Below are 15140 nucleotides of genomic sequence, written 5' to 3' on the forward strand. Positions count from 1 at the left end.
GGCGGACAGGCTCGCTGCGGACGAGGGGGAGTTGCGAGCGGGCTCAGGCCATTTCCAGCGAGTGCTTGAAATAGGCGATGGTCTCCTTCAAGCCGTCCTCGAGCGCCACCTTCGGCTCCCAGTTCAGAGCGGCCTTCGCCTTGGTGAGATCGGGCTGGCGCTGGCGCGGATCGTCCTGCGGCAACGGCTTGAACTCCAGCCTGGAGCGCGATCCCGTGAGCTCGATGACCTTCTCGGCGAGCTCGCGGATGGTGAACTCGGAATTGTTGCCGATGTTGATCGGGCCGGTGATGTCTTCGTTCGTCAGCATCAGCCGCATGATCGCCTCGACGAGATCGTCGACATAGCAGAACGAGCGCGTCTGCCCGCCGTCGCCGAACACGCTGATCGGCTCGCCCTTCAGCGCCTGGACGATGAAGGACGACACCACGCGGCCGTCATTGGGCTGCATGCGCGGGCCGTAGGTGTTGAAGATGCGTGCGACCTTGATCGGCAGGCCGTGCTGGCGCCAATAGTCGAAGAACAGCGTCTCGGCGCAGCGCTTGCCCTCGTCGTAGCAGGAGCGGATGCCGATCGGATTGACGTTGCCCCAGTAATCCTCGGTCTGGGGGTGGATCAGCGGGTCGCCGTAGACCTCGCTGGTCGAGGCCTGGAAGATCCGCGCCTTCAGCCGCTTGGCAAGGCCCAGCATGTTGATGGCGCCGTGCACCGAGGTCTTGGTGGTCTGCACGGGGTCGCGCTGGTAGTGGATCGGCGAGGCCGGGCAGGCCAGGTTGAAGATCGCGTCGACCTCGATGTAGAGCGGGAAGGTGACGTCGTGCCTGACCGCCTCGAACAGCGGATTTGCGATCAGATGGGCGATGTTGCGCCGGCTGCCGGTGAAATAATTGTCCGCCGACACCACCTCGGCGCCGGCATCGAGCAGTCGCTCGCAGATGTGCGATCCGATGAAGCCGGCGCCTCCGGTGACGAGGATGCGGCTGTTCTTGTAGCTTTCAAACGGCATGATCGGTTCCAGATTGTCCGCGGCGGGAGCGGGCTGAGTGGTATCGGCAACGGCCGGACTCGCCAATAGCCAAGTGGGCTTGGATACAGGTATTTAAATACCCCTACTGTGCATGGGGTTGTTTTCGCACTTTTTTCAGCCCTCGGTGCCCGGCGATGCGCCTAGAACTCCCGCCGCTTCAGCCACGCCCGCGCCCCCCAATGGGCGAAGCACCAGGCCGATCGGACGAGGGAGAGGTGCTCGACGTTGCGGTAGATCTGCCAGACCCATTTGGCCGAGCGTACCGGGCGGCTGGAGACCGAGGAGCCCCTGACACGATAGCGGGCCAGATCCTCATTGAGGCCATATGCGGTGTGGCCGCGCTTCAGGATCGAGAGCCACAGGCAGAAATCGTCATAGCCCTCGTTCTTCATCGCGATCGGGCCTGCGATCTCGCGGTCGACCATCGCGGTCAGCGTCGCGATCGCGGTGTTCTTCAGGAGCTGACCGTAAGTGAGCGAGGCCGGCACCTCGATCAGGCGTCCGGTGACCGTGTTGGTCTCGTTGATGCGGCGGAAGGCGGTGTAGCTGAGCGCAGCCTTCTTTTCCTTCGCGAAGGCGAGCTGCCGCTCGAGCTTCTCGGGCAGCCACAGATCGTCGCTGTCGAGGAAGGCGAGATAGCGGCCCTGCGCCCGGTCGATCGCGGCCTGGCGCGCCAGCGCCGGTCCGCCGTTCTTCGCCTGCCGGATCAGCTTGACGCGCGGATCGCGCGCGCCGATGTCGGCGATGATCTCAGGTGTCCTGTCGGTCGAGCAGTCGTCGGCGATCAGGAGCTCCCAATCGGCAAAGCTCTGGCTCTGCACCGAGCGGATGGTCTCCTCGATCAGGCCTTCGACGTTCCAGGATGGGGTAATGATCGAGACGAGCGGCATGACGGGTCCGTTCAATTCGCGCGGGCGGGCTCGGCGATCGCGGCACGCAAGGTGGCCGCAAACGTATCGAGCAGCTTGGGATCGCCGATGTAGAGCTCGCCCGGATAAGACTTGCGCCAGGCCGCTTCGAAATAGGGCGCACCCTTGGCCGGATCGAATGGGCCGGCGGAGAGCGCCTCGCGCAGCCGCGCAGGCACGTCCGCGAGACGGTCGACCGCGTAGACCAGCGGGCAGGAGCGGTAGAACGCATCGCCCATCACCACGACCGGCTTGCCGAGCAGCAGGGCCTCGGCGCCCGACTTGCTGTTGACGGAGATCACGGCGTCGGCGCGGTTGAGCACGGTGTAATTGTTGGTCTGCGGCGGCAGCAGCACCAAATTATCGAACCGGCGCGCCAGCTCGAACAGGCGGTCGGCCGAGATCGCGCCGATCTGGGCGGGGTGTTCCTTCACCACCAGCACATGCGAGTCCGGGATCGTGCGCAGCAGGAAGTCGACGGTCGCGACCTGGTCGAGATAGTCGGGCGAGCGCAGCGTCAGCGCCATGTCGGCCGGGACGTGGAACGGATAGTAGACGAAGGGCGCCTCGGGGATCGGCTTGTAGAGCTTGCGCAGCCGCGTCGCATTGAGCGCCATCGCGGCGTGCACGCGGGCGTGGCGCAGATTGTGCCCGAACTCCTGGTGCTTGCCGAGCGCGAACTGGTCCCACAGCTTTTCGGTGAGGCGGCGGGCATTGCGCAGGTTCGCGACCTTCTTGAAGGCCGCCGAATAATGATGCTGGTCCTTCTTGGGGATCACGATCGCCCGCTGCGTCAGCGTGTCGTCGAGATAAGCCCGCACCTCCGGCGACACCGCGTCCGCCGGTGTCGGCATCACGTCGGGCGCACGAAGCGTGTCGGGCGTGAAGTACATGCGGCCGCGAAAGAACGACGGCTCGATGAACCAGTTGCGGATGTTGCGGCGCCTGGCGGCGTAGAAGCTCGCGATCACCGAGAGAAAGCCGCCGAGCTCCTGCACCAGCTCGACGCGCTTGCCTTGCCGCTCCAGCCGGTCGAGCACCGTCTCCATCGCATTGGCATAGATCATGAAGCGCCGGCGCAGCGCGGCGGTATCGCGAATGCCGAAGGTGAAGCGCTCATGGCTGAACAGGAAATTGGTCCCGTCGAGGCCGTAGGCAGCGACGCGCGCGTCGAACGCGCTGCGATCGTCGGGCGCGGGGCCGGTCTTGAGGCCCTCGCGGTACATGTTCGTGACAGGCACGCCCTCGGCCGCCGACATCTCGGCGCTGCGATCGTCGAAAGCGAGCAGCTCGACCTCATCGCCGGCTGCGCGCAGCCGTTGCGCGACCGGAATCCAGAACCGGGTCTGGTATTCGGCGAGCGTGGTGATGAGAATGGTTCTTGCAGATGTGGCCATGGTCTATCGGGCGGGTTCGATGGCAATGCTCGCGAGCGGCAAGCCTGTCGTCGCGCAGTGCGCGCGCGTTGCGGTGAATTGCGACGGGCTTGCACGGTCATGCGTTGCGATACGCTGCAGCAGCGTCCTGACGAAGACCGGCTCGATCCGCTTGTCGCGCCGGGCGGGGTTGAATCGGCTGCGCAGCCGTTCGGTGACGGCCGATCCGAGCACGGCGCTGGCTGCGCCCTTGACGATCTGGCCGATGCTCGGCTTGTCGCGTGTACCCTTCACGGTCGCCAGCAGCGAGAGGTAAGGCCGGCGCGAACTGCCTGCAGCAGTCAGGACGTCGGCGACCCGTTCGGCGGCCTGTCCATCGTTGAGATGGAAGAAGGCCTCGATATCGGCGGCGTGAACACGCGCGAAATCGAAGGTCTCGGTCTCGCGCTCGATGTGGTCGATCGCGCCGAGCAGTTCGTCGAACGAAGCGACTGCACGGCTCACGCGCGCGGGCAGTGCGGCGTGACCGGCGGTGACCGGCGTGTTCAGATATTCGAGCTGCAGCGGCAGCTTCCCGAGCAGGACGGATTCGACGGCGGTGCCGCAGTTGAGGTGCACGACCGCGGCCGCGTTGCGGATGCGGTCGAGCACGCTGCCGGTGCCGTCGATCAGGACGTTGGCGTGGCGCGCCAGCGCGTTGCGATAGACATCCTCGCTCTCGAACGGATGCGGCCGCACGAGAATGGTGCGGTCGGGCCGCGCGCCGGCGAGCCGGTCGATCTCGGCGAGGTAGTTCGTGAAGACCTGCTTCAGGTCCGCGATGAAGCGGTCGACATAGGCGCCATCCCAGCCGGCCCGCACCATCGCCTCGCGCTCGCCGCCCGGCTTGCCGGTAAAGCGCGAATTGACCAGCGGGAAATTGGCGTTGACGAGCAGATAGCCGCGCGGCTCGCCGTCGAGCAGCGCGCGCCAGCGCGGGGCTGCGAAATCGAAGCGCGGGCATCCGCTGAGGTGAAGCTGGTCCGGCTTCATGGTTCCCGCCGCCAGGAAGGCATCGTGGAGCCGGCTGCCCCAGAAGAAATAGCCCGAGAGGATGTCGGCGTAGCCACTGCCCTTGACGTGCGCGGCCATCGCCGGCGGCGAGTTGCCGCCCTTCTCGGCGAGCACGCCGCCTTCGGTGTCGAGCACGTAAAGCGCAAGGCCAGCCTTGGCGAAGCTACGCATCAGGTCGAGATTGACGGGGCGCGCATAGTTGACGACCAGCGCGTCGAGCCCGAGCCGTGGCACGTCGACGGCCTGCTCGTACATCGGCACCAGTACGACCGAGACGCCGCGCCGCGCGAGTTGATAGCCGAGCATGACTGCACCCGGCAGGTCACGCTTGGGGTGATCGACCACCAGGCCTATGCGCACCGTTTACGTCTCCTCGTGTCAACCAAGGCGGTCATCGATCTCCCGAGCATGTCGGTGCAGGTTAACAAGCTAGGTCGACGCCCAGCCGAAGCGATGGCCCAGTTCCGCGAAGATCGCCCGCTGGCGGTCTTCCAGAACGAGAAAATACTGAATGGCCCAGCTCGCCATGCAGAACGAGGCGATCGCAAGCCCGAGTCCCCAGAAGCCGTCGATCGCCAAATGGTCTGCAAGCTCGAGGAGCAGCAGGCCCAAGACCACGAGAATGACAGCCTGGGCGAGAAGTGCTCTAAGGAGGCGGTAGGAGTCAAGCTGCAACCCGCGGCTCACGGCCGCGATCTGCAACGGCAGAATGACGGCGTTCCCAACTACCTGGCCAAGGATCAGCGCTCGTTCGTCGAACAGGTGCAGCGTCGCAACCGCCACCGCGGCCCACACCGCCAATTGATAGATCATGAGCCGGTTCAGGCGCGACTGCACGTCCGTGCGGGTCAGGAACATGACGTTGCCGAAGGCGAGGTACTGAGCGCAGATCGGAACCACGAAGCCCAGGCCCATCCAGAACGCGTAGGGAGCCATCTGCGGTCCAATCCATACCTGCATGATCTCGCGCGACAGCATGGCGGCCGCCATCAGCGGCGGTACCGTGAACATGGGCAGGATGATGAGGCCGAATTCACCGAGGCGCTGGAACGCCGCAGCATTGCCGCGTTCGTCCAGGCGGCTTGCCACCGGCAGCAAGGCGGACGTCAGGAGACCGACGACGACCTTTGACACCCGGGGCAGCCGGACCAGCGTATCGTACACCCCGACACCCTTGGGCCCGAACAGGAGGCCGACCAGGAAAGGCTGAATCGGCAGCGCCAAGCCGCCCGTCAGCTTGCCCTGCGCGAACAGCGCGCAGCGGTGGAACAGCTCGCGCCGGATCGGCGCGTCCCACATCGCGAGCCTGACCTTGCGCACGACCGCGACGAAGGCCGCGGTGAACACCAGGCATGCGCGCATCAAGGTGCTGGCGAGATAGATATAGGCCACCAGCTCGAACGAGGCTGCGGAGTTGGCCGCCCAGATCGTACAGGCAACATAGACGATCGTGGAGGTCACCTCGGCCAGCCGCAGGACATTGTAGCGCTCAAAGCCCTTGACGATGCCTTCCCAGACGAGCGCGGGGATCAGCACCAGGTTGGCAAGCGCGGTGTAGCGCAAGATTTGCGAAAACCTCTCGGCGTGCGCGGTATCGACGCGCAGCGCGATGGTCAGATAGGGCGCGCTGATCCAGATCGTGACTGCGAGCAGCCCTGCGAGAACAGCGGCCATCACGGTGAGAAGCGCGAGTTGCTGGCCCGCAACGCGCCAATTGCGATGCTCGCGCGCGCGTGCGACCGCTTGCGTCGTGACTTCGGAGAGGCCGAGGTCGAGCAGCCCCATCATGCCGCTCGGCAGCAGGATGCGGGCCAGCACGATGAGGCCGAATTCGGTTACGCCCCAGGTGCGGATGATGACCGGAATGACAATCAGGCCGAGCACGGCCGCTATTCCGAACGCCGCGCTGGAAATCACCGTGTTTCGGATCAACTGCTTCAACATGGCATGGCCCGGCTCACCACGCGCTCAGCCCGCCATCGACCGCGATGTTCTGGCCGGTCACGTAGGACGCCGCGTCGGACACCAGGAACAGCATCGTGCCCACCATCTCGTCGGCACGGGCCATGCGGCCGAGCGGAATGCGGGCGCCGTAGCGCTGCTTGAAGGTCTCGTTCTGTCCGCTCTCGACGCCGCCGGGGGTCAGCGTGTTGACGCGAACGCCTTTCGCCGCCCAGTAGGTCGCGAGGTGCTTGGTGAGGCCGATGACCCCGGCCTTGGACGCCGTGTAGACCGCAGGCGTGTTGATGGCGCGGCCGAGATATTCGGAGCCTTCGTAGATGCGCTGGTCCGGGGCCATCAGTCCGTAGATCGAAGCGGTCTGCACGATGGCGCCATAGCCGCGCTCGGCCATCCGGCCGCCGAACACCTGGGCGACGTTGAACATGCCGTCGAGATTGACCGCCATGATCTCCCGCCAGGCGTCCTGCGAGAATGTCTCGACGGGTGCAAAGAAAGCGTCGAGGTCTCGCGCCTTGCTCGCGGCGTTGTTGAGCAGGATCGAAACGGGTCCGAGGTCGGCTTCGAGCGCCTCCGCGGTGGCGCGCACGGCGTCGGGCTGGGTGATGTCGCAGCCATAGCCTTTGGCGCGGATGGAGTGGCGCGAAGCGAGGTCGGCGGCCGCCGCATCGGTCGCGGCCTGATCGAGATCCACGATCGCGACATTGGCGCCGAACTCGGCAAGGCCTTCGGCGAAGCGACGCCCGAGAATGCCGCATCCGCCGGTCACCACGGCGGTGCGGCCGGTCAGATCGAACAGAGCCTTGAAGCTCGTGGTCATCGCTAAAGCCCCCTCAGGCGTTCAGTCGTTGGCGCAGCAGCAGTTCCACCAACGCGAAATCGAGATCGGAGTCGATATCGATCGAGCGCTCTTCCGGCATCTCGAACAGCCGTGTGTCCGGATAGAAGACCGCGGGCTGCTCCAGGAACGGCGCGACGCGCCAGACATAGATCGACGCGTTCATGTCGAAGCAGCGCGGTGCATCCTGCCGTCGCGTGATCGGCGGATTGGCGGATTTGGAGAGGCGGACGCTGCCGTCGGTGCGCTGCTCGACCAGGTTGAAATAGGGCGAGCGGCGTGCCGGCGCCCCTGTGATGACGTTGCGGGCGCCGCTCTCGCGCAGCAGCGCCACCGCGCCGGTGATGTCGGAGGCGAGCCGGAGCGGAGAGGTGACATCGAGATCGACGAAGATCTCCGGTGTCGTGCCGGTTTGCGCGATGGCCTGCTCGAGGCAATGGCGGATCGCGGGCAGCTTCGGCGCGGTATCGGTCGCCATCTCGTCGGGGCGCTTGACCGCGATATCGGCGCCGGCCTTCAGCGCCGCTTCGAGCAGCGCGTCCGAATCGCTGCTGAACGCGATCGCATCGAACAGGCCGGTCTCGCGCGCCTGCGCGATGCTCCAGGCGAGCACGGGCTTGCCGAGGAGATCGCGCGCATTCTTGCCGACGACCCCCTTCGAGCCGCCTCGCGCGCAGATGGTGCAGACGAGGCTCATGGCGATACCCAGGTCTTGCTGCGCAGCGCGCGCTCGCTGGCGTCGATCAAATGCACGACGCCGAGTGCCTCGGGCAGGGAGCAGGCCGGCCGCGCGCCCCGCATCGCCGCGACGTGCATGTCGCGATAGCTCTGGTCGCGCTCGCTGGCGATGTCCGTTGCCTTGCCGTTGACGATCAGGCGGCTGCCGACGAGATCGGCCTCGATGGTGTCATCGTCGACATTGACGCGGATGCGGCGGATGCCCTGGCGGTCGAGATAATCCATGTGGACGTGCACCGACGGCGCCCGCTGCATGTCGAGCAGCAGGTCGAGATGGTCGTCGACGTCGATGTCGCGCGCGCCGGACGCGCCGCCGAGCGCTGCGACGCGGTGCCATGGCCCGAACAGCCACAGCAGATAATCCAGCTCGTGGCTGAGATCCCTGAGGACGCCGCCGCCGGCGTCCGTTGTCGCAGATGCGGTGGTGCGATGGTCGCGGCCGGGCCGCCAGTCCCTGATGTCCTGCCCGACATAGGCGGCGACCGTGATCGCCTCGCGCCCGCGCAGTTGCTCGACCAGGGCCGTCATGACCGGATGGAAGCGCAGATTGTACCCGACGCAGACATGGGCGAACGGATATTTCGGCGGCGGCGCCGCCGTCGCGAACAGCGGCTTCTCGACCAGGACCGCGCCGCGGAAGCCGGCCTGCGCGAGCGCCTGCAGGTCGTCGGCATGGCGTGCGGTTTCGGTGGCAATCACCGCGTAATCCGGATGCGCGCCGGCGACGGCCTCTCCGATCGACGCATAGTCGCCGCCCTCTCGTCGGCTCACCGTCGCGACCTCGAGGCCGAGCTCGCGCAGGATCCGCGCATGCCTTGTGCCGATCGAGCCGAGCCCGATCACGACGGCTTTTGTCGAGGTCACGGGAAGACCTCATGAAACTCCGCATGGGCCTGCTCGAAATCCTCCAGGCGGCCGATGTCGAGCCAGTATTCGCGGATCGGATAGACCGCGACACGTCCCTCGCCGGCGATCACGCGCTCCAGCACGGTCGGCATATCGATCCTGACGCCGGGCGTGACATGGCGGAAGACGGAGCTTCCAATCACATAGATGCCGGCGCTGACGAACCAGCTTTCGGTCGGCTTCTCGCGAATGGTCTGGAGGAAGCCTTCCGACGTGGAAACCACGCCATAGGGGACGTGCACCTTGTGCTCGCGGACGGCCATCGTCGCTTCCGCCGGCGTCCCGTTGTGGAAGTCGAGAAGCGCGCCGTAATTGATCGTGGTGAGGATGTCGCCGTTGGTGACGATCATCGGCAGATCCGGCGGCGCCGGAAACAGCCCGAGCGCACCGGCCGTGCCCAGGCGTTCGGTCTCGTGCACGTACTGGATATTGGCACCGAAGGCGGCGCCGTCGCCGAAGTGACCCTTGATCGTCTCGGCCTTGTAGTTGACCGAGATGTAGATATTGGAAAAACCCTGCTGCACCACGTTGCGGACGATCGTCTCGAGCAGGGGTTTTCCGCCGACATTGAGCATGGGCTTGGGCAGGTCGCGCGTCAGCGCGCCCAGGCGCTCGCCGAGCCCGCCCGCCATGATCAGGACCGGATTGGAATAATGGCGCGGCTCGAGCAGCTCGTCGAGCGTCTCGACCACGACCAGATGGCCGCCCTCGTCGACAAGCGGGAGCTGCTTGATCGACTTGTGCCGCATCAGATGCAGGCGATCGTCGCGGGACAACGTCGCCGGAGCCGACACCGGCGTGCGGTTCATGATGTCGGTGGCAAGCCCGGTGAGCGGGATCCCTCGCAGCAGCCCGCGCCTGACGTCGCCGTCGGTGACCACGCCGAGCAGGCGGTTCTGGTCGTCGAGCACGAGCGCAATCTGGATGCTTCCGCTCTCGATCGCGGCAATGGCCTCGCCCACGGTCGCCTGCGTTCCAACGACGGCCTTACGCCAGGATTTCATGGCAATCTGCCTCGTATACGCCAGATATTGGGGGCCGCCCGCGGCTGAGCCTGCTATATCGCGGCTGCGGGAGGCGGCGTCAACCCCGCCGGGGGATCCCGCGTTGTCCTTGTTAAATCTCGCGTTTTCAGGCCCGGTCCGGCGGTTTGAAGTGCCGCGCCCCCGTCGCTAAGATCGGTGCGGCTCAAGGGAATCGCGATGGACGATCTGATCATCATTGGCGGCGGCGAACATGCCTTCATGGTCTATGAGGCGGCGCTGCTGTCGGGCCAGTTCAACGTCGTCGGTTTCCTCGATCGCCAGCCGGGAACGCTGGGGGATGCGCGCTACCTCGGAACCGATGATGTTGCGCCGAACTATCCGGATGCCGCCTTCGTGGTCGGGATCGGAACGATGCAGGCGGGGCCCGCGCGCCGCCAGATAATCGGCCGGCTGCAGCTCAAGCGCTGGGCGTCGGTGATTCATCCGCGCGCGTTCGTCTCGCCATCGGCGACGATCGGAGCTGGCAGCGTCATCATGCCGGGCGCGATCGTCAATGCGCGAAGCATGATCGGCCATCACTGCATCATCAATTCGGCCGCAGTCGTCGAGCACGACGTGCGCGTCGGGCACTACACGCATCTGTCTCCGGGAACGGTGGTCGGCGGCGGCGCAGAGATCGGCGACAACTGCTTTGTCGGTCTCGGCAGCCGCGTTCGCGATCACATCTCCATCGGCAACGATACGCTGGTGGCGATGGGCTCGGTCGTCACGGGCTCATGGCCGCCCGGGTCCGTGCTGCGCGGGGTTCCCGCAAAGCCTCGCCGCTAAACCGGATCGTCGGGTTCGAGCGCCCGCGGCGCCGCCGTTCCGATCAGGGACCAATAGTCGATCGGCGGCCGCCCCGCGCCCGGCCGCTTGGCGGTGATGTCGGCCGGGCCGATGATCTCGCCCGCCTTCAGCGCGCGCGCTGCCACGATGCTCTTGCGCGCCACCGGCACGTTCCTGACCTCGGATTCCTTCGGCGTCTTCACGCCATCGCCGAGCGCGGCTTCGACGTTGCGAATGGCGCGGACCATCTGCTTGAAATCGTCGGGCTCGAGCGAGGCCGCGTGGTCGGGACCGGGCGCATTGCGATCCAGCGTCAGGTGCTTCTCGATGATGGCCGCGCCGAGCGCAACCGCGGCGACCGAAATCTCGAAACCGTCGGTGTGATCGGAATAGCCGACCGGAAGCTGGAATGCCGAACGCATCGTCGCCATCGCGGCGAGGTTCACATCCGTGATGGGGCAGGGATATTCGGTCGTGCAATGGAGCAGGCTGACATGCCGCGCCAGCGCAGCGCGCGCCGCCGGATCGCGCCAAGCCGCGCGGAACGAGGCGATACCGGCGGGATCGTTACGCTGCGCGTAGCCATGCGCCAACACGCCCAGCGCTTCCTCGACTTCGCTGAGCGTCGCCATGCCCGTCGACAGGATCAGCGTCGCGCCGGCCCGCGCTGCCGCGTGCAGCAGCGGTGCATTGGTGAGATCGCCCGATCCGACCTTGATGCGCGGCAGCTTCAGCGACAGCAGGAAGCCGAGGGAGGCGTCGTCGAACGGCGTCGACAGGAATTCGATGCCGCGTTCGGCAGCGCGCGCGATCAGCGTGTGGTGAGCGGCCTGCGGCAGTTCCAGCCGCTCCAGCATGGCGAGCTGGCCCTCGGCGGCGTCCGTGGTGCGCTGCTGATAGTCGGCCTTCTTCGCCGCTCCGCCCGCCAGCGCCTTCGCATTGAAGGTCTGGAACTTGACGATGTCGGCACCGGCGTCGGCTGCCGCATCGACCAGGGCCAGTGCCTTGTCCAGGCTGCCGTCGTGATTGACGCCGGCTTCCGCGATGATCAGCGTGTGCGTCGTCATGGCCGCGCTCCGCTTGCCGGAAGTTCGTGGAAGCTTTTCTTCAGGAGCTGGCCGAAATCCGGAATGCCGGCTATGATGTCGGCAAATCGCCGGCTGGAAGCGCCGTCGCCATAGGGATTGACGGTGTCCTTGCGGCCACGCTGAAGCGCTCGCGCGATCGCCGCACCGATCGCACCGCGTTCGGACGCGGCGTGGAACACCGAAGCCGCGCGCTCGCGTCCCTTTTGGCGGTCGCCGACATCGACCGTGGGAACGCCGAATGACGGCGCTTCGAGGATGCCGCTCGAGGAGTTGCCGATCACGACGTCGACCTGGCTCATCAGGCTGAGATAGCGGAGCTGCCCGAGCGAGGCGACCGCGATGGTGTTCGGCCGGCTCGCCGCGAAGGCCTTGGTCCGCTCGTTCAGCGCGCGTCCCTCGGCATCGGCATTGGCCAGCGTGAAGATGAGGCGGAAGGCGGGATCGAGCGTCGACAGCGCCGCGAACAGCTCGTCGAGCTCAGCCATCGAGCGGCCGGCCTCGATCGTGACCGGGTGGAACGTCACGAGCGCATTGTGCTGGCCGAGCGGCAGGCCGATCGCGCGGCCGATACTGTCGCGGTCCATCAGGTCGAGATGCCTGATGGCGTCGATGCCGACCGAACCGATGGTATGAATGCGGGATGGATCCTCGCCGAGCTGGACCAGCCGCTGTGCCGATCCCGCATTGCTGGCAAAATGCAGGTGCGACATCTTGCTGATCGCGTGGCGGATGGATTCGTCGACCGCCCCTTCGGTGACGTCGCCGCCGAACAGATGCGCCATCGGCAGCCGCATGAACATCGCGGCCTGTGCGGCCGCGAACATCTCGAACCGGTCGCCGAGCAGGACCACGAGATCGGGTTGCAGCCGTGCGAAGGCGTCGGCAAATCCGATCACGCCGAGCCCGACCGATTTCGCGACGCCCGCGCCGGTGTCGCTGGCGAGCAGCGTTTCGACGCGCTCGTCGACCTCGAAGCCCTCGTCGATGATGGTGTTGAAGGTGTAGCCGAACTCCGGTGCGAGATGCATGCCGGTCGCGATGAGCTGGAGCGTCAGGCCTGATGTCTCGCGGATCGCGCGCATCGGCCAGATCAGCAGTCCGAAATCGGCCCGGCTGCCGGTGACGAAGCAGATCTTTCGCGCGCCGCTATTCATCGCGTGCCCTGATGCTGGCGCTGCTCGGCAGGTTGATCAGGCGGCGCTCGATCGATTCGGCGGTGGTGAGATCGCCGCGCGGGCTCTGCGCGAACATCGGCAGGCGGTGCATCAGGGTCCAGGCCGGGCGTGCGCCGAAGCCGGCTTCGTTCAGCGCCGTGAGCACGTCGTCGCGCCGCTCGGCGTAGGCTTCGTCGAGCAGGATCGCGTTCAGCCAGTAATTGCTCGTGGTGCCATCGGGCTCGCGGGAGAAGCGCACGCCGGGCACATCCGCAAAGACGCGGTCGTAGGCCGCAGCGAGGCGGCGCTTGCTCGCCAGGAAACCGTCGAGCTGCTCGAGCTGGGCGCAGCCCAGCGCGGCGTTCAGATTGGGCAGGCGGTAGTTGAAGCCGATCTCGTCGTGCACGAAGGCCCATTTGTGCGGCAGCTTCGCGGTGGTGGTGAGATGCTTGGCGCGCCGTCCCAGTTCCTCGTCGTTGGTGAGGATGGCGCCGCCGCCTCCGGTGGTGACGATCTTGTTGCCGTTGAAGCTCAGCGCCGCGAGTCGCGCCTGCGATCCGACGGCGTGGCCCTTGTAGGTCGAGCCCAGCGATTCCGCGGCGTCCTCCACCAGCGCAATGCCCCAGTCGCGTGCGATCGCAGCGATCTCGTCGAGCTCGACGGGATGCCCGAACGTGTGCATCGGCGAGATCGCGGCGATGCGGCGTCCGGTCTCGCGATTGACGGCGCCCCTGGGCGTGCGCTCCGCAATCGCCTCGAGCCGTGCGGCGAGGGCGCGCGGGTCCATGCCGAGCGTCGTGAGCGAGCTGTCGATGAAATGCGGCACCGCCCCGCAATAGGCGATCGCATTGGTGGTCGCGATGAAGGTCAGCGCCGGCGACATCACCTCCTCGCCGGGCTCGACGCCGGCGAGGCGGAAGCAGGCGTGCAGCGCGGCCGTGCCGTTGACGACGGCGACAGCGCGCCGTGCGCCCGTCACTTCTTCCAGCATGCGCTCGAAGCGGTCGACGAACGGGCCGACCGAGGAGACGAAGGTGCTCTTGATGCACTCTTCGAGATAGGAGACTTCGTTGCCTGCAAATACCGGCTCATGCAGGCCGAGGATGCCGTTGGGCGTGCCCGCGGCGCGCCGGACGGCATCGACCACGGCCTTCGGATCGAATGTGAGCGCTTTGGTCGCGGCCGTTCCCACAATTGCCTCAGACATTGTAGACGTCCGCCTTGTAACGGCTGAGATTGGCGGGATTGGTGAACCAGCTCGCCGTCTTCTCGATGCCGCGGCGCATGCCGTCGATGCCGCCGAATTCCGGGCTCCAGCCGAGCTGCTGGCGTGCCTTGGAATTGTCGGCCCAGAGCCGCTCGACCTCGCTGTTGGCCGGACGCAGGCGCGCCTCGTCGGTCTCGATCTCGATCGTCACGCCCATCACATCGGCGATCATCTCGACGGTCGCGCCGACCGAGATCTCGAAGCCACTGCCGAGATTGATGGTCTGGCCGACGCATTGTTCGGCCGGCGCGGTGAGGCCTGCGATCAGGCCGCGCGCGGTATCGGTGACGAAGGAGAAGTCGCGCGTCGGACTGACCGCGCCGAGACGGATCCTGCGCTTGCCGGTCGCGATCTGGCTGATGATGGTCGGGATCACCGCGCGTGCCGACTGCCGCGGTCCATAGGTGTTGAACGGCCTGATGACGACGACCGGCATGTCGAACGAGGCCTGGAACGACAGCGCCATCTGGTCGGAGGCGATCTTCGAGGCCGAGTAGGGCGATTGGCCGACCAGCGGATGGTTCTCCTTGATCGGCACGATCTGCGCCGTGCCGTAGACCTCGCTGGTCGAGGTCTGCACGAAGCGCCGCACGCCGGCCATGCGCGCCGCCTGGAGCACGTTGACGGTGCCGCGCACATTGGTCTCGACATAGGAATCGGGCGCGACATAGGAGAAGGGGATCGCGATCAGCGCCGCCAAATGCAGCACGTCGGTGCAGCCGCTGGCGGCTGCGATCATGAAATGCGGATCGCGGATGTCGCCGGCGACCACCTCCACGGACTTCATGATGTCGGCGGGAACCGTGTCCAGCCAGCCCCAGGAATTGAAGGAGTTGTAGTAGACGACCGCCTTGACGCGGGCTCCGGCTTTCACCAGCTCCTCGACGACATGCGAACCGATGAAGCCGTCGCTGCCGGTAACGAGGACGCGGGCGTCCCTCAGATCTGCCATGCCGGACCCCAGAAGGCGATTAAGCCAGTATTCGCAACAAGATGGCCGCTATAGCACACT

Annotated in this window: 14 protein-coding genes; 1 reads left to right on the plus strand and 13 read right to left on the minus strand. The window is 66.2% G+C overall.

Going from position 1 to position 15140, the window contains the following annotated elements; translation table 11 throughout:
- Positions 1–43: 43 nt before the first annotated feature.
- From N2603_RS15175 to N2603_RS15215, 9 genes are all read right to left on the minus strand, one after another.
- Positions 44–1006 (minus strand): UDP-glucuronic acid decarboxylase family protein, encoded by a 963-nt coding sequence (locus N2603_RS15175; RefSeq protein WP_026312031.1) that lies wholly within the window; start codon positions 1004–1006, stop codon positions 44–46.
- Between the two features lie 161 nt (positions 1007–1167).
- Positions 1168–1917 carry a glycosyltransferase family 2 protein gene (locus N2603_RS15180; protein WP_260389444.1) on the minus strand — a complete coding sequence of 250 codons (750 nt, stop codon included), beginning with the start codon at positions 1915–1917 and terminating at the stop codon, positions 1168–1170.
- 11 nt (positions 1918–1928) lie between these two features.
- Positions 1929–3332, minus strand: coding sequence for a capsular polysaccharide export protein, LipB/KpsS family (locus N2603_RS15185; protein ID WP_260389445.1), 1404 nt, complete (start codon positions 3330–3332; stop codon positions 1929–1931).
- Between the two features lie 3 nt (positions 3333–3335).
- Entirely contained in the window at positions 3336–4724 is a 1389-nt protein-coding gene (locus N2603_RS15190; protein WP_260389446.1) for a surface carbohydrate biosynthesis protein, read from the minus strand.
- 69 nt (positions 4725–4793) lie between these two features.
- Complete coding sequence (locus N2603_RS15195; protein ID WP_260389447.1) at positions 4794–6308, minus strand: MATE family efflux transporter; 1515 nt, start codon at positions 6306–6308, stop codon at positions 4794–4796.
- Between the two features lie 13 nt (positions 6309–6321).
- The gene (locus N2603_RS15200) at positions 6322–7143 is read right to left on the minus strand and encodes an SDR family oxidoreductase (protein WP_260389448.1); all 822 of its coding nucleotides are present in this window, start codon (positions 7141–7143) and stop codon (positions 6322–6324) included.
- A 13-nt stretch (positions 7144–7156) separates the two neighbouring features.
- Entirely contained in the window at positions 7157–7858 is a 702-nt protein-coding gene (locus N2603_RS15205) for an acylneuraminate cytidylyltransferase family protein (RefSeq protein WP_260389449.1), read from the minus strand.
- Positions 7855–8763, minus strand: coding sequence for a Gfo/Idh/MocA family protein (locus N2603_RS15210; protein ID WP_260389451.1), 909 nt, complete (start codon positions 8761–8763; stop codon positions 7855–7857). The genes N2603_RS15205 and N2603_RS15210 overlap by 4 nt, the downstream gene beginning before the upstream one ends.
- Complete coding sequence (locus tag N2603_RS15215; RefSeq protein ID WP_260389452.1) at positions 8760–9809, minus strand: nucleotidyltransferase family protein; 1050 nt, start codon at positions 9807–9809, stop codon at positions 8760–8762. Before N2603_RS15215 ends, N2603_RS15210 begins: the two co-directional genes overlap by 4 nt.
- 198 nt (positions 9810–10007) lie before the next feature.
- On the opposite strand from N2603_RS15215, the gene N2603_RS15220 reads away from it, so the two are divergent.
- Complete coding sequence (locus tag N2603_RS15220; RefSeq protein WP_260389453.1) at positions 10008–10619, plus strand: acetyltransferase; 612 nt, start codon at positions 10008–10010, stop codon at positions 10617–10619.
- Here N2603_RS15220 and neuB read toward each other — a convergent pair.
- The 4 genes from neuB to N2603_RS15240 are packed head-to-tail and all read right to left on the minus strand — an operon-like array spanning position 10616 to position 15080.
- Positions 10616–11686 carry an N-acetylneuraminate synthase gene (gene neuB / locus N2603_RS15225; protein WP_260389454.1) on the minus strand — a complete coding sequence of 357 codons (1071 nt, stop codon included), beginning with the start codon at positions 11684–11686 and terminating at the stop codon, positions 10616–10618. The genes N2603_RS15220 and neuB overlap by 4 nt on opposite strands.
- Complete coding sequence (gene neuC, locus N2603_RS15230) at positions 11683–12861, minus strand: UDP-N-acetylglucosamine 2-epimerase (protein WP_260389455.1); 1179 nt, start codon at positions 12859–12861, stop codon at positions 11683–11685. The genes neuB and neuC overlap by 4 nt, the downstream gene beginning before the upstream one ends.
- Entirely contained in the window at positions 12854–14068 is a 1215-nt protein-coding gene (locus N2603_RS15235) for a LegC family aminotransferase (RefSeq protein ID WP_018643226.1), read from the minus strand. Before N2603_RS15235 ends, neuC begins: the two co-directional genes overlap by 8 nt.
- Positions 14061–15080: an NAD-dependent 4,6-dehydratase LegB gene (locus N2603_RS15240; protein ID WP_260389456.1), complete on the minus strand. Its 1020-nt coding sequence runs from the start codon at positions 15078–15080 to the stop codon at positions 14061–14063. The genes N2603_RS15235 and N2603_RS15240 overlap by 8 nt, the downstream gene beginning before the upstream one ends.
- Positions 15081–15140: the final 60 nt, after the last annotated feature.

The organism is Bradyrhizobium huanghuaihaiense, assembly GCF_025200885.1.
Classification (GTDB): Bacteria; Pseudomonadota; Alphaproteobacteria; order Rhizobiales; family Xanthobacteraceae; genus Bradyrhizobium; species Bradyrhizobium huanghuaihaiense.